At 58.5% G+C, this 20,673-nt stretch carries 18 protein-coding genes, 1 tRNA gene and 1 pseudogene; 12 read left to right on the top strand and 8 right to left on the bottom strand.

The annotated features are described in order from the left end of the window. The first annotated feature begins 7 nt into the window (after positions 1 to 7). The 5 genes and pseudogenes from AC0V60_RS02930 to AC0V60_RS02910 all read left to right on the top strand — a co-directional run bounded on the left by AC0V60_RS02930 (position 8) and on the right by AC0V60_RS02910 (position 4,570). Positions 8 to 610, top strand: coding sequence for a DUF3299 domain-containing protein (locus AC0V60_RS02930; RefSeq protein ID WP_486177056.1), 603 nt, complete (start codon positions 8 to 10; stop codon positions 608 to 610). Between the two features lie 85 nt (positions 611 to 695). Further along, positions 696 to 1,043, top strand: coding sequence for an alkaline phosphatase PhoX (locus AC0V60_RS02925; protein WP_486177055.1), 348 nt, complete (start codon positions 696 to 698; stop codon positions 1,041 to 1,043). Further along, a complete protein-coding gene (locus AC0V60_RS02920) occupies positions 1,025 to 2,068 on the top strand; it encodes an alkaline phosphatase PhoX (protein WP_486177054.1) in 1,044 nt (347 codons plus the stop codon). Before AC0V60_RS02925 ends, AC0V60_RS02920 begins: the two co-directional genes overlap by 19 nt. A 138-nt stretch (positions 2,069 to 2,206) precedes the next feature. Further along, positions 2,207 to 4,403, top strand: a pseudogene (locus AC0V60_RS02915) (S46 family peptidase). Positions 4,404 to 4,494: 91 nt separating this feature from the next. Beyond that, positions 4,495 to 4,570, top strand: a tRNA-Val gene (locus AC0V60_RS02910). A 78-nt stretch (positions 4,571 to 4,648) separates the two neighbouring features. Here AC0V60_RS02910 and AC0V60_RS02905 read toward each other — a convergent pair. Then, positions 4,649 to 5,266, bottom strand: coding sequence for a TlpA family protein disulfide reductase (locus tag AC0V60_RS02905; RefSeq protein ID WP_486177053.1), 618 nt, complete (start codon positions 5,264 to 5,266; stop codon positions 4,649 to 4,651). Positions 5,267 to 5,300: 34 nt separating this feature from the next. Here AC0V60_RS02905 and argH point away from each other — a divergent pair, with 34 nt between their 5' ends. From argH to AC0V60_RS02885, 4 genes are read left to right on the top strand one after another with little or no spacing between them, the layout of a single operon-like run. Next, positions 5,301 to 6,680: an argininosuccinate lyase gene (gene argH / locus AC0V60_RS02900; RefSeq protein WP_486179415.1), complete on the top strand. Its 1,380-nt coding sequence runs from the start codon at positions 5,301 to 5,303 to the stop codon at positions 6,678 to 6,680. Beyond that, positions 6,677 to 6,931: a hypothetical protein gene (locus AC0V60_RS02895; protein ID WP_486177052.1), complete on the top strand. Its 255-nt coding sequence runs from the start codon at positions 6,677 to 6,679 to the stop codon at positions 6,929 to 6,931. Before argH ends, AC0V60_RS02895 begins: the two co-directional genes overlap by 4 nt. A gap of 26 nt (positions 6,932 to 6,957) precedes the next feature. Next, the gene (lysA, locus tag AC0V60_RS02890) at positions 6,958 to 8,217 is read left to right on the top strand and encodes a diaminopimelate decarboxylase (protein ID WP_486177051.1); all 1,260 of its coding nucleotides are present in this window, start codon (positions 6,958 to 6,960) and stop codon (positions 8,215 to 8,217) included. A 9-nt stretch (positions 8,218 to 8,226) separates the two neighbouring features. Next, positions 8,227 to 9,060, top strand: a complete 834-nt coding sequence (locus tag AC0V60_RS02885; protein WP_486177050.1) for a precorrin-2 dehydrogenase/sirohydrochlorin ferrochelatase family protein — start codon at positions 8,227 to 8,229, stop codon at positions 9,058 to 9,060. Positions 9,061 to 9,219: 159 nt separating this feature from the next. On the opposite strand, the gene AC0V60_RS02880 is transcribed toward AC0V60_RS02885, so the two are convergent. After that, a complete protein-coding gene (locus AC0V60_RS02880; RefSeq protein WP_486177049.1) occupies positions 9,220 to 10,212 on the bottom strand; it encodes a MarR family transcriptional regulator in 993 nt (330 codons plus the stop codon). 140 nt (positions 10,213 to 10,352) lie between these two features. Here AC0V60_RS02880 and AC0V60_RS02875 point away from each other — a divergent pair, with 140 nt between their 5' ends. Both AC0V60_RS02875 and AC0V60_RS02870 read left to right on the top strand, forming a co-directional pair. Further along, a complete protein-coding gene (locus AC0V60_RS02875; protein WP_486177048.1) occupies positions 10,353 to 10,916 on the top strand; it encodes an RNA polymerase sigma factor in 564 nt (187 codons plus the stop codon). 30 nt (positions 10,917 to 10,946) lie between these two features. Further along, a complete protein-coding gene (locus tag AC0V60_RS02870) occupies positions 10,947 to 11,333 on the top strand; it encodes a DUF6768 family protein (RefSeq protein WP_486177047.1) in 387 nt (128 codons plus the stop codon). On the opposite strand, the gene AC0V60_RS02865 is transcribed toward AC0V60_RS02870, so the two are convergent. The 3 genes from AC0V60_RS02865 to AC0V60_RS02855 all read right to left on the bottom strand — a co-directional run bounded on the left by AC0V60_RS02865 (position 11,330) and on the right by AC0V60_RS02855 (position 15,065). Then, positions 11,330 to 11,941: a L,D-transpeptidase family protein gene (locus AC0V60_RS02865; protein ID WP_486177046.1), complete on the bottom strand. Its 612-nt coding sequence runs from the start codon at positions 11,939 to 11,941 to the stop codon at positions 11,330 to 11,332. The genes AC0V60_RS02870 and AC0V60_RS02865 overlap by 4 nt on opposite strands. Positions 11,942 to 12,070: 129 nt before the next feature. Next, positions 12,071 to 13,360 carry an adenylosuccinate synthase gene (locus AC0V60_RS02860; protein ID WP_486177045.1) on the bottom strand — a complete coding sequence of 430 codons (1,290 nt, stop codon included), beginning with the start codon at positions 13,358 to 13,360 and terminating at the stop codon, positions 12,071 to 12,073. A 103-nt stretch (positions 13,361 to 13,463) separates the two neighbouring features. Then, positions 13,464 to 15,065: a hypothetical protein gene (locus tag AC0V60_RS02855; protein WP_486177044.1), complete on the bottom strand. Its 1,602-nt coding sequence runs from the start codon at positions 15,063 to 15,065 to the stop codon at positions 13,464 to 13,466. Between the two features lie 347 nt (positions 15,066 to 15,412). Between AC0V60_RS02855 and AC0V60_RS02850 the strand changes: the two genes are divergently transcribed. Then, entirely contained in the window at positions 15,413 to 16,504 is a 1,092-nt protein-coding gene (locus tag AC0V60_RS02850) for an alpha/beta hydrolase (protein WP_486177043.1), read from the top strand. Here AC0V60_RS02850 and AC0V60_RS02845 read toward each other — a convergent pair. From AC0V60_RS02845 to AC0V60_RS02835, 3 genes are all read right to left on the bottom strand, one after another. Further along, positions 16,501 to 17,643: an ATP phosphoribosyltransferase regulatory subunit gene (locus tag AC0V60_RS02845; protein ID WP_486177042.1), complete on the bottom strand. Its 1,143-nt coding sequence runs from the start codon at positions 17,641 to 17,643 to the stop codon at positions 16,501 to 16,503. The genes AC0V60_RS02850 and AC0V60_RS02845 overlap by 4 nt on opposite strands. Before the next feature lie 137 nt (positions 17,644 to 17,780). Next, positions 17,781 to 19,364, bottom strand: a complete 1,584-nt coding sequence (gene serA / locus AC0V60_RS02840) for a phosphoglycerate dehydrogenase (protein WP_486177041.1) — start codon at positions 19,362 to 19,364, stop codon at positions 17,781 to 17,783. Between the two features lie 118 nt (positions 19,365 to 19,482). Beyond that, positions 19,483 to 20,661 (bottom strand): phosphoserine transaminase, encoded by a 1,179-nt coding sequence (locus AC0V60_RS02835; RefSeq protein WP_486177040.1) that lies wholly within the window; start codon positions 20,659 to 20,661, stop codon positions 19,483 to 19,485. Between the last annotated feature and the right edge of the window lie 12 nt (positions 20,662 to 20,673).

Here is a 20,673-nt window from a genome sequence, read left to right as displayed (position 1 = left end):
ATTGAGAATGAAAAGTCCGGGGAAGCTCAAAACGCTCACATGGCGCCTTGCTGCATTGGCGGCGGTTGGTCTGATTGGCGTGCAAATTTACGCCCACACCTCCAGCGCGCCAGAGAATAGCGGCAAGAGTATTGCAAAGCGCAGCTTAGTCTTTAGCGACGCCCGCGCGCAAACCGGCGCGCCTGATCCAAAGGAAGGCGCGGATATCAAGGACATCTGGAAGCCGGCCGCCACACCGCCTGGCGGCACTTCGTGGTCGCTTCTCGAGGCAGCCAAAGAAGTCACGCGCACGGACAAAAACGGCTATCTTATCTCTTACCCGCTCTTCACCCGCGAACAGCGCCAGCTTGAGGGCAAACGCATAAAAGTGTCAGGCTGGATGGACCCGCTGCAAGTGGGCTCGCAGCAGAAGCGCTTCGTGTTGCTGGGCTATCCGCCCGGTTGCCCGTTTCACTTTCACGCAGCCCCCATGCAATTCATCGAGGTCATGGCCAGCACGCCGTTTGATACCGATCGGAGCAATGTGATCACCGTGAGCGGGGTGCTTGAACTGACGGGCTATGACGAAAGCGGGGTGTTCTACCGCCTGTGGGATTCACGGCCTGCGTAGGCGGCCTGGAAATTCTCGCAAATTGTCGTGCAAATGTAGTCATCCGCGCTCATATAGCGCGCGTAACTCGGGGATGAACAACACCATGAAAAACACGCTGATCAACAACAGCAATCGCCGCCAATTCCTTGCCGCCACCAGCAGCGCGTTTGCCGCTCTCGTGGCAAGTGGATGTTCAACCAGAGGCGCATCACTCGCCTCGGCAGGCACGGGTCCGACCTCCGGATTTTCAGGCTATGGCGCTTTGGTCAAAGACCCCAATGGCATGCTCGATCTGCCGGAAGGGTTTTCCTACCGCGTGCTATCCAGCCTTGGCGATGCGATGGATGACGGCGGCACGGTTCCTAACAAAGCGGACGGCATGGGATGCCTTGATATTGGCGTTGGAGCAGATGGGAGGGAGAGATTGCTCTGGTGCGCAATCATGAGCTGATCCCGATTGATGATGCAGGCGGCGAAATCGCCAAGGGGTACGGCACATGGAACGACAAGATCGTTCCCGGCGGCACCACCAATATCGTGCTCGATGCTGAAACGCTCGCGGTCAAACGCCAATTTCGCACGCTGGGCGGGACGATCCGCAATTGCTCTGGCGGGGTGACGCCTTGGGGCTCGTGGCTGACCTGTGAAGAAGCGCCCACCGGCCCCGGTCAGCGTTATGGTGACGGCCTTGCAGTCAACCACGGTTGGACCTTTGAGGTTCCCGGCGATGCCGCAGGTCTTGTGGACCCGGTCCCCTTGAAAGCCATGGGCCGCTTCAACCACGAGGCGGCATGCGTGGACCCTGAAACGGGCTATGTCTACCAAAGCGAGGACAAGAACGATTCGGTTTTCTACCGCTTCATCCCCAATGTTCCCGGCAAGCTGTCCGAAGGTGGAAAGCTGCAGGCGATGGTCATCGACAATGGCCCGGCGGACACCCGCAATTGGGATGCAGCCACCATGCCTTTAGGCACACGTTTCGCTGTGCGCTGGATCGACCTTGATGATGTGGAATCGCCTAAGGATGATCTTCGCACCCGTGCAAGCGCGGCGGGTGCGGCCGTGATTGCGCGCGGCGAAGGCCTGCATATGGGTGACGGTGAGATGTATCTGTGCTCCACCAGCGGCGGGGCGAAGAAACTGGGGCAGATTTTCCGTCTTATACCAGGTAAAGGCGGCGCGCCTGACCAGTTCGAATTGTTCTTCGAAAGCGAAAGCGAAGACCAGTTCAATTACGGCGATAATCTGTGCGTTGCGCCGAATGGCCATCTGGTGGTGTGCGAAGACCAATACACCGAGGTGGTCGACAACCACCTGCGCGGGATCACGCCTGATGGACGCCCTTACACACTCGCCCGCCTGACAATGCAGACAGAGCCTGCGGGCGCATGTTTCTCCCCTGACGGCAAGACAATGTTCGTGAACGCCTATGCGCCCACACGGACGCTCGCGGTAACAGGGCCTTGGGCCGCTTAAGCGAAATCGTATTTCCTAGGCTCTCGCCTAAAGCTGCACTTTAACCAAAGAGAACAGTCAACCGCGCTCGGATTGCAACCGCGCTTGTTTGCGCTTAGCACGTTAGAGAGCAATTTAATTTCCACGCGAGGAAACTTCATGAAAGCCACCAGACTTTTCGCCGCAGCGCTTCTCGTAGGCAGCGCGCTTGCCCCATTCGCAGCCGCTCCCGCCTCTGCCAAAGAAGGCATGTTCACCCCTGGACAGCTGCCCGACATTGCTGACCAGCTCGAAGAAGCAGGGCTCGAGCTTGATCCCGATACGCTGACCGACCTCACCGGTTTTCCCATGGGCGCGGTGGTCTCCCTCGGCGGATGTTCGGCAAGTTTTGTGTCGCCACAAGGACTTGTTGTCACCAACCACCACTGCGCGCGCGGGTCGGTGCAGTTCAACTCGACGGCTGAGAACAACTACCTCGAAAACGGCTTTCTTGCGGGCACCAAAAGCGATGAGCTCCCAGCCGCCCCCGGTAGCCGCATCTATGTGACCACCGAACTGACTGATGTGACAGACAGCGTGCGTGAGGGTACGCTCGAAATGTCACCAACAGACCGCTACGCAGCGATCGAACAGCGCCGCAAAGACATCACTGCTGAGTGCGAATCTGAACCCGGTTTTCGCTGCCTTGTCGCAAGCTTTTACGGCGGGGCGGAATACACGCTGATCAAGCGCCTCGAAGTGCGCGATGTGCGCCTCGTTTACGCGCCCGCTGACAGCATCGGCAAATATGGCGGCGATATCGACAATTGGCAGTGGCCGCGTCACACAGGCGACTTCGCCTTTTACCGCGCCTATGTTGCGCCCGACGGGTCTGCTGCGGACTTTAGCGAAGACAATGTGCCTTACGCGCCGGAGCATCACCTGAAAGTGAACGCGGCCAGCGCTGAGAATGGCGGACTTGACGACGGCGATTTTGTGATGGTCGCTGGCTATCCGGGTTCGACCAATCGCTACACGCTGCTTGCTGAGGTCGAAAACACCTTTGGCTGGACTTACCCCACATTTCAGGGCCTCCTCACCGATTGGATCACCACCATCGAAGAGGCAGCGCCTGAGGGTTCAGACGCGCGGGTCAAGTATGAAAGCCGCCTTGCGGGCCTCAACAATTTTGAGAAGAACCTGCGCGGCCAAATCGACGGAGCGCGCCGCGTCGGCCTTGTGGACCGCCGTAAGGAGCGCGAAGCTGGCCTTGCCGAATGGATCGCAGCCGATGAAGCGCGCGCAGATTATGCGCCCGCGATTGATGCGCTCACCGAATTGTCGAAAGAAAGCGCCACAGCGGCCCGCACCAATTTCTGGTACAATAACGCAACCCGCCCCGCCCTGCTCTCCGCAGCGCAGCGCCTCTACCGTCTTTCAAAGGAACGCGAGCTTCCCAACGCCGAGCGCGAACCCGGCTATCAGGAACGCGACATGCGCTTCTTCCGCCAAGGCCTGCAAGCTCTCGACCGGCGCTATGATGCGAGCGTTGACAGGGCTGAGTGGGAACTGTTCCTAGGCGGGTATCTTGCACAGCCAGCCGAAGAACGAGTGGCCGTGTTCGACGATGCTTTGGGTATCACCGAAGAGACAAAGGCGGGAGATATCCTGCCTCTTATCGCGCCGCTTTACGAAGGCACCATGCTGGATGATGGTGAAACCCGTCTCGCCATGATGGACGCCGATGCCGCCGCGTTTGAGGCAAGCGAAGACCCCTTTATCAAACTCGCAGTGGCGCTGTATGAATACGAACGCGGCCTTGAGGACGCCTCAGAAGAACGCAGTGGACGCGCGCTTGCTTTGCGGCCCCAATACATGGAAGCAATCACCGCATGGCAGCGCGAGGAAGGCGGCCTGCCCTACCCCGATGCGAACTCCACTTTGCGGATCACTTTCGGCAATGTCATGGGCGGATCACCCTTCGACGGCATGGCCTATATGCCCTTCACCACGCTTGAAGGGATCACTCAAAAAGACACAGGCGAGGAGCCCTTTAATTCGCCGCAAAGCCAATTGGACGCAATCGCTGCCAAGGATTACGGCGGCTATGATCTGGCCTCAATCGGGTCTGTTCCCGTCAATTTCATGTCCGATCTCGACGTGACAGGCGGTAACAGCGGCTCAGCCACATTGAACGCGCAGGGCGAACTGGTGGGCCTCCTGTTCGATGGCACGTTTGAGAGTGTCAACTCAGACTGGGACTTTGACCCGCGCACCACGCGTTCGATCCATGTCGATCTCGCGTTACATGCTGTGGGTGATGGAGAAAATCGACGGTGCGCAGAACCTTATCGAGGAAATGGATGTGGTTCGTTAACAGGTCCACTTTATAGGCTTGACCAGAGCGCGGTTGCGACGTAGTGGGCGCGCTCTGATCAGCTGAAACGCTGATTACAGAACACTGGTTGGGGCGATTAGCTCAGTTGGTAGAGCATCTCGTTTACACCGAGAGGGTCGGCAGTTCGAGCCTGTCATCGCCCACCAGTAATCTGTAACGCAAAATCATGCGGGGCATGATTTCGGCCAGATTACTCGCGGCCGTAAGAGAGCGGTGCCCCTCAGTTAAGCGCCGCACTCCCTCTGATGCAACGCTTCACCCTGATCCAGCGCCTCGCGCACTTGAGCAATAGCCTCCTCGCTGTCCCATTCGTATCCGCCAGCAACACGCAAAAGCTCCTTGCCTTCTGCATCAAACAAGACCGTCACTGGCAGCAATCCCCCATCCGAGAACTGGACGGCCAGATCGTTTTGCGGATCAAGCCACTGTTCCAGATATTGAAAATCGCGGCTCGCGAAGAAGGGCACCACAACATCTGCCCCGCGATTGTCTTGGCTGATAGTGAGCACTTTGACCTCGCCCTCCATCTCGGCGGCGAGCCGGTCAAGCGCAGGCATTTCGACCACACACGGCACGCACCACGTCGCCCATAGGTTCACCAGAACCGGCTGATCCAGTTCGCCAAGGTTGAGCGTCTTGCCATCTGGATCGCTGAATTGCAGCTCTGGCAGTTCGGTCCCGGCAAAGGCGCGTACAAGCTGCCCCGGCAGTTGCGGTGGAGGCGGCGGAGCGCCATTTGTCTCTTGTGAAGCAGCGCTTTCTTGCGAAGGCGTCCCCGCACCACTATCGCACCCTGCAAGAGCAAGTGCAGCAAGACTTAAACAGGCAATTGAGCGGACCATGAGCAACTCCAAAGATAACTCCCAATCAAACGCGATGTGGGGCGGGCGTTTCGCTGATGGACCTAGCGCGATTATGCGCGAAATCAATGCTTCTATTCCCTTCGACAAGGCGCTTTGGCGGCAGGATATCGCCGCGTCAAAGGCCCATGTCGCGATGCTCGCCGCGCAGGACATTGTGACCGGTGAAGACGCCGCGACCATCGCCGATGGCCTCGATAAAGTGGCGGCTGAATACGAAGCCAATGGGGTGCCCGAGGACTGGGACCTTGAAGACATTCACATGACAACCGAGGCGCGGCTCGCCGAGATCGTGGGGACAGTGGCCGGGCGCCTCCACACCGCCCGCAGCCGCAATGATCAGGTTGCGACCGATTTCAAGCTGTGGGTGCGCGATGCGATTGACCGGGCAGATGCGGGTCTCAAGGCACTGCAAGTGGCGCTTGTCACCCGCGCGGATGAAAATGCGGCATCTATCATGCCCGGCTTCACCCACCTTCAAACCGCGCAGCCCGTGACACTCGGCCACCACCTTATGGCCTATTACGAGATGATCAGCCGCGACCGCGACCGCTTTGCCGATGCGCGCCGCCGCCTTGCATTGTGCCCCTTGGGAAGCGCGGCCTTGGCCGGCACAGGCTTTCCCATTGACCGCGAAATGACGGCAAGCGCGCTTGGGTTTGACGGCCCGACCCACAACAGCCTTGATGCCGTGTCCGACCGCGACTTTGCGCTCGATTACCTCATGGCGGCAAGCCAGTGCTCGCTGCACCTCTCGCGGCTCGCCGAAGAGCTGATCATCTGGGCGAGCCAGCCCTATGGCTTTGTGCGCATGCCCGACACGCTGTCCACCGGCAGCTCGATCATGCCCCAGAAAAAGAACCCCGATGCGGCCGAATTGGTGCGCGGCCACGCGGGACGGATTGTGGGCTGTGTGACCTCGCTGATGATTGCGATGAAGGGCCTGCCGCTCGCCTATTCGAAGGATATGCAAAACGACAAACCGCCCGTGTTTGAAGCAGCAAGTTTGCTCGACCTTTGCATCGCCGCGATGACCGGAATGGTCGCAGACAGCACGTTCCACGCAGGCCGCATGCGCGAGGCAGCAGAACTTGGCTATGCGACCGCAACCGATCTTGCCGATTGGCTCGTGACCGAAGCTGACATTCCTTTTCGCGAGGCGCACCATATCACCGGCGCGGCGGTAAAGCTTGCGGAGACGCGCGGTGTTTCTTTGGACGCGCTGCCGCTGGCTGACCTCCAAGCGATTGATGAACGGATCGAGGAAAGCGTATTCAGTGCGCTTAGCGTCGATGCCTCGGTCGCGGCACGATCAAGCTATGGCGGAACCGCGCCGGAACAGGTACGTGTGCAAATCAAGCGGGCGCGCGGTGCGCTCGGGATGGAGGCATCATGATCAAGCTGTCTAAACCTGCCGTCATAATCGGCCTGTGTATAGCGCTTGCCGCTTGCGGTGCGCGCGCTCCGCTCGAGCCGCTTGCGGGCAATGACTTGCCGCCCACGCCATATGGCGAGGCCGAACGGCCCGATGCTGAGCAATTGCTTGAGCTTCCCACCCTAGCCGCGCCTGAGCGCAGCGTAGAACTTCGTCGCCGCTCAGAAGAGCGCGAAGATGATCCTTTCGACCTTCCCCCTGACGGAAGCTGACAACCCCCTGAAAGTCTGACGGACCCATGGACCATTTCGCAATTCAAGACGGCGTTATGCACGCCGAAAACGTCGCCCTGCCTCAGATTGCTGAGGAAGTCGGCACGCCCGTCTATGTCTATTCGCGTGCCACATTGGAGCGCCATGCAAAGGTGTTTCGCGAGGCATTGGGCGGTGTGCCCGACAAGCTGATTGCCTTCGCGGTGAAGGCCAATCCGAATTTGGCAGTGCTCAAAGTGTTGCAGCGTCAGGGATACGGCGCAGATGTGGTGTCGGTGGGCGAAATGCGCCGGGCCTTGGCGGCAGGGATTGCTCCTGAGGACATTGTGTTTTCCGGCGTAGGCAAGACGCGCGCTGAGCTCATGGCCGGACTTGAGGCGGGTATTGGCCAATTCAACATCGAGAGCGAAGAAGAAGGCCTTGAGCTTGCCGAGGTGGCACGCGAACTTGGGATGGAGGCGCGCTGCACGCTTCGGATCAACCCGGACGTGGATGCGGGCACGCATGACAAGATTTCAACGGGCAAGGCCGACAATAAATTCGGCGTACCGATCAGCGAGGCGGGCCAGATATTTGGCAAGCTTGCAGGCGAACAAGGCGTAGAGCTTCGAGGGGTGGCGGTGCATATCGGCAGCCAGCTGGGAGATCTGACCCCGCTGGAAAACGCATTTGCGAAGCTTGGCGAACTCATCAAATCCCTGCGCGGGGCAGGCCATACGATCACCCATGTCGATCTGGGCGGCGGACTTGGCGTGCCTTACAAACAGGGCGAGGTGTTACCCAGCCCGGCCGAATATGGCGCAATGGTCGCCCGATTGACCAAGGATTGGGGCGTGAAGCTCATCTTTGAACCGGGCCGCGTTATTGCGGGAAATGCGGGCGTGCTTTTAACCCGCGTCATTCGGGTGAAACGCGGGATCAAAGACCCGTTTGTCATTGTCGATGCGGCGATGAATGACCTTGCCCGCCCAGCCCTTTACGGCGCCTATCACGATTTCACCGCAGTGGAGCCGGCCGGCACGGATATGACCGCCAACATCGTCGGCCCCATTTGTGAGACTGGCGACACTTTCGCGATGGGGCGGCTGTGCGACAAGCTTGAAGCAGGCGATCTAGCGGTGTTCCGGACAGCTGGCGCATACGGCGCGACCATGGCCTCCTCCTACAATTCGCGCGGGTTCGTCGCTGAGGTATTGGTGGACGGGGACAAGTTTGCCGTTGTCGCCGACCGCATTGATGCAGGCTCAATCATGGACGCAGAGCGCGTCCCAGATTGGCTCGCGTGAACCCCTGATATGAGCGAGCTTCAAAGCCTCCCCCTGTTTCACAACATTGAGGGGCAGCGCGTGCTTGTTCTGGGAGACGGAGCGGCGGCAGAGCCCAAGCGGCGATTGGTCGAGCGCGCTGGCGGGATCATCGAAGAAGACCAGCAGCGCGCTATTGATGAAGGTGTGCGGATCGCGTTTGTCGCTTTTGAAGACGCGAAGGCGTGCGAGGTGGCCGCGATCAATCTGCGCTGTGCAGGGATGATCGTGAATGTGGTTGACCGCCCGGAGCTTTGTGATTTTACAACGCCCAGCATTCTTGACCGCAACCCTGTTCTTGTGGCGGTTGGCACCGGCGGCGCATCGGCGGGGCTCGCCAAACATGTGCGCCTGAGATTGGAGCGGCTTTTGCCGCAAAGCCTCGGGGATCTCGCCAAAGCGCTCTATGCAGCGCGGCCTTCTTTGCGAAAGGCATTTCCAGATGCCTCCATGAGGCGGCGCGCGCTGGATGATGCGCTGGGTCAAGGCGGAGCTCTTGATCCATTGGACGATGCCTCGGCGAGGAACGTCGGCACATGGCTGGAGGGCGATGCTAAGGCGGCAGCTGCGCAAAAGGTCACTTTCACTCTCATCAGCAATGACCCCGAAGACCTCACCTTGAGGCAGGCCCGGCTGCTGGGCGAGGCTGATGCGGTGTGCGCTGATCCGGATATCTCTCCCAACATCCTTGCCCGGGCACGCGCCGATGCGGTTCGGATAAGTTGCGAGAACAGTGCAAAATGCCGGACGGGCGATTGTCCCCTTGCCGCAATCGAGGACAAACATCAGGGGCTGACCGTAACGCTTCGTTCGCCCCAGCTTTAAGCCATAAGTCGTGAGCCATAAGTCGTAAGCCGTAAGCCGTAAGTATCAGGCCATTAGCCGAGCTGTATCAAAAGGTTTGGTGCGAGCCCGCAGGTTGGGGATGGATTGGGCTCGCACCGAGGGAAGGCTTAATGTGTACTTTAATCAGGTCACCCCGCCTCAAGCAGCCTGCTGCAACGGCGTTTCAACTTGGGCGAAATAGCGCGCCATCGCCTGACGCGATTGATCGGTAAGCGCAATAAACGCGCGCCGCTTGTCGCTGGGGTCGGCCCTGCGTTCAAACACGCCGCTATCGACAAGCTGTTTGATCCAGCGCAGCGCAGTGGTGGCAGGAACCATGGCGGCAATACACAGGCTCGTCACCGAAACCCGCTGTTTCTCCGCCTCGGCAGCGGTCAGGTCGAGGAGCATATCCCACGCAGGATCAGCAAACAGCTCTCCTTCGAAATACTTGGCCCTTGCTTGGCGTCTTGCAATCAATCCGCGCACCGTTTTTGGGTCCGGAAGCGCATAACCGATGCAATCCTCGCCCACAGGCGCATTGGACAGAACGGTCAATTCAGCGGCCCGGTCCGCCGCACCTTGCAATGCAGCCGCAGACGCTGACTGCCCATGAGGCCCCGACAGCTTGTCAAGTTCATGCGCAATCGCATCCACCTGACGCGAGAGATACAGCAGGCTTAGCCGGTCTTCTTCAGTCATTTCGCGCACCCGCGAATTGCCGATCTGCGAAAGTGTTCTTCCCACCGCCACCAAGCGTTCGGCGCGGCTTGGCCCAACCAGGATTTGCGGGTGCGATTGATCAAGCGCGCTGAACACGCTTTCCAACGCCTCCAGCGACGTTGTGACAATCAGATGCGCCCCTGCCCGCGCGATGCGCATATCAAGCCGCATGAGCGCTGCGAGCGTTGCAGGCTCCACCTGCGGGCAGTCCACCATCACCACATCACCCAGCAGCCTTATCGGCCCATCAAGCAGATCAGTCAGCGCGCCCGCCTCAATCGCGCGAAACCCCGCACCGGACAAATCCTCCTCAATCTCACTGCGCATGCTGGCCCGGTCGGCGTAAATCGCAACGCGCGCGGGCAAGCCCGAGGCGTCGTGCGCGCAATCATAAGAAAAGTCTTCGGTAGTTTCGTCAGAACAGAACATCGACTAGCCCCCCTATTGGCGTCAAGTTGGAGTGGAACAAGATTAGAACAAATAGTGATCAAGTCAAGATTACTCGCTATGCACCAGTTTTTTCAGACAAAGTTTGAACAAATTGGCAGTTCCAGGCGACTACTCCAGTAATGAAAACCGCCCCTCCTTCTCCCCAGAACGACTCGGCAACCGCCGCCGCGCTGTATGACGAATGGCTGGTCATGATGGCGAAGGCGGGCGAGCGGCGCGCTGTGGAGCGGTTGTACCGTCGCTGGGCCCCCAAACTGGCCCGCGCCGCGCGACGTTATGGGATGAGCGATGAGGCGGCGCTCGATTTGGCGCAGGAGTGCTGGCTGGCAATTTTCAAAGGCCTTTCGCGGCTCAAAGACCCGAGGCGGTTTCGTGCATATGCCTTTGCTGTTCTGCATCGGCGCGGGTCCGATCACATTCGCAAAACCTTGCGCGAACGCAGCGCTTTAGAGCAGCATCATAGCGAAGCGCAGAGCGCTGCTGCGGAAAGTGTAAGTGAGCGCGCTGCCATCGCTCAAGCCTTTGAAAGGCTGACGCCAGAGCACCGCGTGGCGGCACATCTGCACTTTGTCGAAGGGCTCACATTGCGCGAAATCGCCGAGGTCCAAGGCATTCCGCACGGCACCGCCAAAAGCCGTATTTTCCACGCCCGGCAACAGCTCAAACGCATACTGACCCCTTAACCCGACGACCGTTTCTAAAAGGAGAAAACCATGGCCGATATAGATGACAAGATCACTGAGGCATTAGACGAGGACGATTATGCGTTCTTGACCAAGCTGGAAGGTGATCGCGGGATGTTCCAGCAGATTGGCGATAGCTGGCAGGGACCAATGGGCGGATGGGCCAAGCTGATTTTTGGCTTTACCTTTGCGCTGGGAATGGTGCTTTTGTTCGTGCTCTATCAGGTGGCGCACTCAACCGAAAATCCCCTTGTGCATGCTCTGTGGGCGATTGGCGGGCTGACACTCATCGTGCTTATGGGTTTTGCCAAGGAATGGATGTTTGCGCGTATGAATATGCTGACAATCTTGCGCGAAATTAAACGCTTGCAGGTGCAGGTTGCGCTTTTGTCTGAAGAAAGAACGCGCGAGGATTAGGGCCGGATTTCGATGGGTGTGCCATCAGGCACAATGCGCCAGAGTTCTGCGATCTCTTCATTGGAGAGCGCGATGCACCCATCGGTCCAATCCCCGGGCATGCGTCCTCGTTGCAAGCCATTGGGCTGTCCATGGATGAAGATATCTCCGCCCGGCGAGCGCCCATATTGCGAGGCGAATGCGCGGTCGTTTTGGTTGGGATAAGAGATGCGCAGCGAGAGATGATAGGAACTTTGCGGGTTACGCCAATCAATGCGGTAGACGCCTTCTGGTGTCCGCTCATCACCCTGAAAGCGTTTGTGTCCCATCGGCGCATCGCCAAACTGAAGCCCGCGATAGGCGCGAATGGGCTTGCCATCTTCATAGGCGACCAAAAGCCGTTCTGACTTGTCGACGATCAGATAGTCGGCGATTGGACCATAAGAGGACCGGTTTGAGCGGGGGATTGACCGTGATGCGGAACGGCCCGAGGCGCGCGGCGTGGTGGTTTCATAGCCGCGCGCGCCGGGATCGTCAGCTCTGGCAGCAGAGCCTGCCGCTCCGCTTCGGTCAGAACCGGCGCACGAGGCCAACAGCAAGGTCAAAAAGAGAGCGAGTATCCGTTTCATGATGCGAGCAGTGTATGCTGCATCGAAGAACGCCGCAATTGGGGTCGTTAGCGCATGTCCCAGCTAAGGACTCTTTTACTTGTGAGGTTTGCCCGCCCTCAAGTTAGTCCTTAGGCCTAGTCTCCAAGCCTAGTCCTCAAATGGATCGCGCATGAGGATCGTATCGTCGCGCTCAGGGCTGGTTGAGACAAGCGCCACAGGGCACTCGATCAGCTCTTGAACGCGCTGAATATATTTGATCGCATTGGCAGGCAGATCGGCATAGGAGCGCGCACCAACGGTGCTTTCGCTCCAGCCTTCCATCTCTTCATAAATGGGTTCAACCGCGGCCTGATCGGCGGCGTGGCTTGGCAAGTAGTCGTAGACATTGCCGTGCAAGCGATAGCCGGTGCAAATCTTGACCGTCTCCAGCCCGTCGAGCACGTCGATCTTGGTAAGCGCAATGCCGGTCACACCCGATACCGAGCAGGTTTGCCGCACGAGAACGGCATCAAACCACCCCACGCGCCGCTGACGCCCTGTGACTGTGCCAAACTCATGGCCGCGCTCGCCAATGCCCTGCCCGATTTCATCACCAAGCTCAGTGGGGAAAGGTCCGCTGCCCACGCGCGTGGTGTAGGCTTTAACGATGCCGAGCACGAAGCCGGTTGAATTGGGACCAAGCCCGCTTCCGCTCGCCGCTGTGCCGCTAACGGTGTTGGAGCTGGTGACGAAGGGATAGGTGCCGTGATCCACATCAAGAAGCACCCCTTGCGCGCCTTCGAACAGGATCTTCGCGCCTGCCTTGCGGACCTTTTTGAGGCGCTTCCAAACCGGCTGTGCAAAGCGAAGCACAAATGGCGCAACCTCGCGCAATTCCTCCAACAGTGCTGCCCGGTCAACGGGCGGCTGATCAAAGCCAGCACGAAGCGCGTCGTGGTGGGCGCAAAGGCGGTCCAGTTGCGGCTCAAGAGCATCAAGATGCGCCAGGTCACATACGCGGATCGCGCGCCTTCCCACCTTGTCTTCATAAGCAGGGCCAATGCCGCGTCCGGTGGTGCCAATCTTGCCCTGACCCGCAGCCGTTTCGCGCAAGCCATCAAGGTCTCGGTGAAGCGGCAAGATCAGCGGGCAATTGTCAGCCACCGCAAGGTTGTCAGCGGTGATCTCAACCCCCTGGCTTTCAAGCTTTGCAATCTCATCGCGAAGCGCCCATGGGTCCAACACAACCCCGTTTCCGATCATACTCATCGTGCCTGAAACGATGCCGGAGGGAAGCAGCGAAAGTTTATAAACTTCGCCATCAATGACCAGCGTGTGGCCAGCGTTATGCCCACCCTGAAAGCGCACAACGGCATCCGCTCGGCTTGCAAGCCAATCGACGATTTTGCCTTTGCCCTCATCGCCCCACTGGGCGCCAATCACGGTGACGTTGGCCATGAACTTTCAAGCTTTCTTTAGTGGGAAATTCGGTCTTTTTCGCGCGCGGCACTAAGCGCTCAGCGCCGCAAGGGCAAGCGCGCAGTCGCGTCCAATGCCGCCTTTATTCGAAGGCAACCGCGCTTTGATCGCACACATTCACTTGCCCCACCTCAATCTCGCGCTCGCTCGCGGTGATCGCGCGGAAATCAAAGAGGCAAGCGTTCGAGCCATCGGTCACTTCGATGTTCCACTGCTGATTGCGGGCCAAGGCTGCATCGCCAAGTTTATTATCGCCCCAGCCCATGGTCGCCGAATTGGACCAATACAGGCTGGTCAGCGCCTCGCCTGTGTTGTTCAAAAGCGAAATATTGCGGTTCGGGTCAGCATTCTCGCCCCCCATCCCTTTGCGAAAACCTGCCACGTCGCCGGGGCGCGCGATACCAGAAGTCGGTCCCACCGGGCCTGCGACAAGCGGCCCCGCGCGTTTCCTGGGGTCGCCGTCAGAGCCGTCATTCGCAAAATTGATCGTCAGCATATTCTTGTCTTCACCAAGATTGCTGACGCTGATTTGGTAGTCCTTGCATTTGCCCTGTGGGTCGATGGCGAATTGTGTTTTGTCGGTAAGGTCGTTGTTGGAGTGGACCGACGTTCCCGAGGCATCGGTTACGTCAAAATCAAGGTCCGTGCCCCCGCCTCCAGCCGCGCGGATATAGGTGGGCGCGCAGACCTGAAGCGCGACCTTGGTCAATGAACCGGCATCAATCCAATATTCGCCTTCGCCAATATCGCCGATGCGTGTTGCCGGATCAATCAGAGCGATTTCAAACGCATTGTCCGTATGGCCGATATTATTGACGGTGAGGTTGTAGGTCTCGCAATCGCCGCTGGGCTCGAGCGTTTTGAACGTCACATCAGAAAGATCCGCATCCACATGCACTTCATCCCCGCCCGCATCAAAAACGGCGAAGTCCAGATCGCTTGCGCCATTCCCGCGCACTTCAAGACGGCGCACGCCGCACACGGGAAGATCGACCACAAGCTGGGTCTTGGCAGCCGCAGTGTATTGACCCGGCCCGCTTTCCTCCGCTGCCACAGTGCGCGGGCTATCGCCAGCATCAGTCGTCGCAGACGTTGACGCCAAACTTGTGGTGGGTGCGGTTCCTGCGAACTCAGCAGGATCAGCCCCCTCAGGCTTCACCACAAGCATCATTGCGTTGTAAATGCTGCCCAAATTGGTGACTTCAAGTTCGAAGGTCTCGCAATCGGCCAGCAGCCCTGCGAGCTCGGCCACCATCGTATCGGTGGTGCCATCATCCTCATGAACGATCCCGCCGTCCGAATTGCGGATGACGAAGTCGAGGTCGGTATCACCATCGCCGCGCGCGCTTACTCTTGCAGCCGTACCGCAGGCTTTGAATTCATATTTCTCGGTGGTGTTGCCCTGAACAAGGTATTTCTTCACGCGCGTTGTGCTGGATACAACCGGTTCGAGCATCACAGTAAAATCGTTCTTTTGATCACCCAGATTGGACACGGAAAGCGCAAATTGCACGCACTCACCGCTGTCGTTCTGGAGAACAAGGCTGATATAATCGTCAATGCCATCGTCAGAATACAGGTTCTCGCCTCCCGGCGCGGTCACTTCGAAATCAAGGTCCGTGCCGCTATCCCCCCGCACCGCCAGCTGGCTTTCAAGCGAACAGACATCAAGATTGATCTGCATGCGCTGAGAGGGCTCTATCGAATATTCATCAACGGCAGCATGAGCGGGATTTGCAGAAACAGCAATTATCGCCAATGAAGCCATCAGGGATGCTCGAAGAGTGACCATAAATTCCACCGTGCACGCAAAACTATTACCAAAGACAAACGGTATATCTAAGTTTGTGACTGAATGACAGCTTGATCGCCGCGCTGCTGGTTTGATGGGCCGAGAGCATGGATAATGCGACACAGCCTTGCAATCTGATACAATTTGCGACCTGCATTTGCGCAAAGACGCGCTACAACTGGCTCACCCCCGTTTCGGTTCGCACCCACTGCCCTATTCCCCCACTTAAGGAGCACATCATGCCTGACGTTTTCGCATCGAGCCGATCTAAGCTTATGGGGCGCATTGTGGCCGCAGGACTGATCGCAGGTTTCGCCTCAGTCCCGATTCTGGCTGAGCAGCAAAATCGCCTGCCGCGCGAATGTCGCCAAGAAGTGCGCAAACTTTGTTCCGATGATCGCGGTAGCCGGGATCGAAGCCAGACGCGCGAATGCCTGCGCGAACGGTTCAGCGAGCTTTCGGATAAATGCGCTGAGCAATTGCGCGCAAGGGTAGACGAACGGCGCGGCAATCAGAGGAAAGGCCGCGAAGGCTCTCAAACCGCCTATCAACCCCCTGCTCGCACAACCGGCTCTGTCATCTTTGGTGAGCATCCGCGGCAAAAGATCGACATCTATGCCCCGGCGCACGCCGTGGATGACCTGCCTGTAATCCTGTTCGTGCACGGAGGCGGCTGGACGATGGGAGACAGCCGTTCTGTTCAGTCAAAACCGGCCCATTTCACCGCATCAGACTATATATTTGCCTCAACAGGCTATCGTCTGGTGCCAAACGCGACCGTCGAGGAACAAGCCTCCGATATCGGCGCAGCGCTTCAGGCGCTTGTTGGCCAAGCCAGCGCACTTGGCATTGATCCGAAACGTGTTGTCTTGATGGGGCACAGCGCGGGCGCGCACCTTGCGGCCCTTGTTGGCACTGACCCGCAATATGCAGGCGATGCGTTCACCGCAGTTAAAGGCGTCATTTTGCTGGATGGTGCGGGATATGATGTGGCGGCGTCTATGGACGCAGCCGATCCAAGGCGCTGGCAAATCTATAATCAGGCGTTTGGAGTTGACCCCCAACGACAAGCGGCCCTTTCCCCCTTGACGCATGTGGGAGGCCAGGATGCGCCCAATTGGCTCGTCCTGCATGTGGCCGAGCGCGGTGCAAGCACTCAGCAGTCGCAGGCTCTTGCCAATGCTCTGAATGCGCAAGGTGCCAGTGCAGAGGCGGCCGCGGTCCCCGGCACTGATCACAGCCGGATGAAGAGGGAAATGGGCACGCCCTCCGGCGCTGCTCAAACCGAGGCGGTCGATGTGTTTCTGAAATCCGTGTTTGCGCAGCCTTAAAGAGGCGCCGGCTTCCCGATTTCAAGGATATCGGTGCAGCCCAGCGCTTCAGGATCATCACTTTCACTCAGCTGCGCTTTGGTGCGCCATCCGTCTTGGCGCAGACGCGCGGCAATCGCCGGGTCATAGCCAAAGGGAAGGAAGACCATACGCGCAGGCTCAGGCTGAGGCGCGATTTGCGCAAGCGCATTCAGATACAGCGTAAAGCCACAGGCAGGTTCATCGGTGCCGCCAATTTGGTACGTCCCGCCCCGTCCAATAGCTCCGCCCGATGCTCGACCCGATGCTCCACCCGATGCTTCACCAGGCCCTTCGGCATATAAGGTAAAGCCAAACCAGCTTTGGTATTCAAACCCGTGCCGCTCTGTCGGATCAAGCGTGATGCGCGCGTGCGTGCCGGCGCGCTCGGCAATCGCGGCAAGCCCTTCAAGACGGGAGGTCAACGCGCCCTCCCGATCAAATTCGCGCAAGGCATCCAGCGCCTTATCAACCGGGCCTGCTGCATAAAGAAGCGGGAGAAACGCTTCTCCGCCAACGGCCTTCAGACCGCCTGCATCCTTGGTATCAAGTTCACGCCGAATGGCATCAGTGGTCTCGGCATCAAGGGAAGCATCGCCCTGCGCCAAAGTCGTAACCAAATCGGGCATCGTAAAGTCGACCGAAATGCCGGAAATGCCAGCGGCCTGAAGCGCGGCGATTGCGGTCAGAACGCTCTCGGCTGCTGCCTCTGCGGTGTCTGCCCCGATCAGCTCTGCGCCCAATTGCAGCCGCCCGCGCGCGGGGTTGAGCTGGCTCGCCTTGATCAGCGCTGTATCACCGCAATAGGCAAGCCGCAGCGGGCGCGGGGCGTCTTTCATGCTGGTCGCAGCGATGCGTCCGATTTGCGGGGTGATGTCACTGCGAAGGGCGAGTGTGCGCAGGCTTACCGGGTCAATCATCCGGAACATTTTGCGCGTTCGAACACCCTCCATCCGGCTGGCAAGCGAGCTTTGAAACTCCAGCAAAGGCGGGCGAACCCGGTCATACCCATGAGCATCCAGCGCATCCAAACAGGCACGCATCGCAGTGGTAATCTGCCCAGCGCTTTGCGGCAGGTGATCTTCGAGGCCTTCGGGCAGGAGGTCTGTGTTTTTGGTCACTGGTTCAAAATTTCCGTTCGTGCTGAGCCTGTCGAAGCGCCTGCCCGACAATTGCGCCTGCTAAAAGAAGTGCGGCCCTTCGACAAGGCTCCCCTGAGCCCGCCGAAGGGCTCAGCACGAACGGTTCAGTGGCTTGGTTAGAAGGATAGACCCTTGACCAGCTTCACGCCTTCAAGGCCTTCGGCCTCTGCAACGAGTTGCGGCGCGAGCGCCTCATCAAGGCTGAGCAGCAGCACCGCTTCATCGCCAGCATCGCGCCTGCCAAGGTTAAAGGTGCCGATGTTAATGCCATGATCTCCCAGAAGCGAACCGATCCGGCCGATGAAGCCCGGCTTATCGTCATTGACGACATAGAGCATGTGGCCGCTCAGTTCTGCCTCGATACCGATCCCGAAAATCTCGACCAGACGCGGCGCTTCATTGCCGAACAGCGTGCCTGCAACCGAACGCGTGCCCTGGTCGGTCTCAACCGAAACGCGGATGAGTGTGTTAAACGCGCCGTCACGGTTCTGGCGGATTTCGCTGACTTCGAGCCCGCGCTCTTTGGCAAGGTATGGCGCATTGACCATGTTCACCGTATCGGAATAGCGGCGCATGAAGCCTGCGAGAACCGCGCCGGTGATCGGTTTGCCATTCAGCTCCGCGGCTGCCCCTTCGCGTTCGATACTGATCTTGGTCAGATTGCCGTGGGCGAGCTGCCCTACGAGCGACCCCAGCTTCTCGGCAAGAGCCATGTAAGGCTTGAGCTTGGGCGCTTCCTCGGCGCTGAGAGAAGGCATGTTGAGCGCATTGGTGACGCCGCCATTGACGAGGTAGTCGCTAAGCTGCTCTGCCACTTGCAGCGCAACATTGACCTGCGCCTCGGTGGTCGAGGCCCCGAGGTGAGGCGTACAAATGAAGTTTGGCGCACCGAACAGCGGGTTTTCCTTCGCCGGTTCTTGCGCAAAAACGTCCAGCGCAGCGCCAGCAACATGGCCGCTTTCGAGGCAGTCTTTAAGAGCCGCCTCGTCGATGAGGCCGCCGCGTGCACAGTTGATGATGCGGATACCAGGACGCGCGCCTTCGAGGCGTTCACGGCTGAGGATGTTGCGGGTCTCATCGGTGAGCGGGGTGTGAAGTGACACGAAATCAGCCCGTTGCAAAAGCGTATCGAGATCGACCTTCTCAATGCCGAGTTCAACCGCGCGGTCTTCGGTGAGGAAGGGATCATATGCGATCACTTTCATCTTGAGACCTTGTGCACGGCTGGCGGCGATCGAACCGATATTGCCAGCGCCGATCAGGCCAAAGGTCTTGCCGGTGACCTCAACGCCCATGAAGTCCTTCTTGGGCCATGTGCCCGCCTGCGTACCAGTGTTTGCTGCCGGAATTTGACGGGCAAGCGCCATCATCATCGCAATCGCGTGCTCAGCCGTGGTGATCGAGTTGCCAAAAGGCGTGTTCATCACGACGACGCCCCGGCCAGAAGCATACGGGATATCAACATTGTCAACGCCGATCCCTGCGCGGCCAATCACTTTGAGATTGGTTGCAGCATCAAGGATTTCCTTGGTCACCGTAGTTGAAGAACGGATCGCAAGGCCGTGATATTCGCCAATGCGCGCTTTCAGCTCGTCGGGGCTCTCGCCCGTGATCACGTCCACGTCACAGCCGCGCTCTTCAAAAATGCGGGCTGCGTTCGGGTCCATCTTGTCGGAAATAAGTACTTTGGGTTTTGTCATTGGAAAATCCAATCAAATCATCGTCATGCTGAACTTGTTTCAGCATAACACTGGCGGCTGAGCGCCTAGAATGAAGGGTTATCCTGAAACGAGTTCAGGATGACGGTGCCGGGAGCATTCAACCGTTCTTGACGGCCTCAAAAGCCCACTCGATCCATGGCAGCAGACGCGAGATGTCTTCTGCTTCAAGCGTGCCGCCGCACCAGATCCGCAGGCTGGGAGGTGCATCACGGTAGCCATTAAAATCATAGCCAACGTGACGCTCCTCGAGCATCTTGACGATTTTCTTGGGCACCGCTGCCTGATCTTCAGCAGACAGACCCTCGTACCAATCACCAGTGAATTGCATACAAACGCCGGTATTGGTGCGCTTGGCAGGGTCTGCGACCATGTTTTTCAGCCACGGTTTGGCTTCGATCCAGTTCTTGACGATGTCAGCGTTGGTGTTCGCCCGTTCAAACAGAGCCTCGCGCCCGCCGATGGACTTCGCCCACTCCAGCGCCGCGATATAATCCTCAGTCGCCAGCAGTGACGGCGTGTTGATCGTCGCACCTTCGAAGATGCCCTTGTTGATCTTGTCACCTTTTTTCAAGCGGAAGAGTTTAGGCAGCGGCCAATCAGGGTCATAGCCCTCAATCCGCTCAACCGCCTTGGGCGAGAGGATGAGCATGCCGTGCTGAGCCTCTGAACCCATAACCTTCTGCCAAGAGAAGGTTGTGGCATCGAGCTTGGCCCAATCCATTTCCATCGCGAAGATGGCAGAGGTCGCATCATTAATCGTGATGCCCTTACGGCCCGGCTCCAACCAATCGGTGTCAGGGATCATTGCGCCTGATGTGGTGCCGTTCCAGGTGAAGACAACGTCATTGTCCTGCGGAATGGTGGCAAGATCGGGGATCTCACCATAATCGGCGGTAAGCGTTTGCAGGTTTGGCAGTTTGAGCTGCTTTACAGCATCCTGAATCCAGACATTGCCAAAGCTTTCCCACGCAGCGACCGATGCCGGGCGCGCAGGATCAAGCATATTCCACATGGCCGCTTCCAAAGCGCCCGTGTCGGATGCTGGCATGATGCCGATGAGGTAATCATCCGGCACGCCAAGCAGTTCGCGCGTCAGATCAATCGCATATTTCAGGCGGCCTTTGGCAAGCGCTGAACGGTGCGAGCGACCGAGCGAATCTGTTTTCAGTTTGTCGAGGGACCAGCCTAGGAATTTAACCGTAGGACCGGAGGAAAATTGTGGACGCTCAGGTTTGAGCGGCGGCTCGTGCAAGAGCCCACGTGCGTAGTCAGTCATGTATTCTCTCCT

Source organism: Erythrobacter sp. S259, assembly GCF_057364965.1.
Note: the sequence above shows the minus strand (reverse complement) of the source record. Positions and strands in the feature narration are given on the sequence as shown.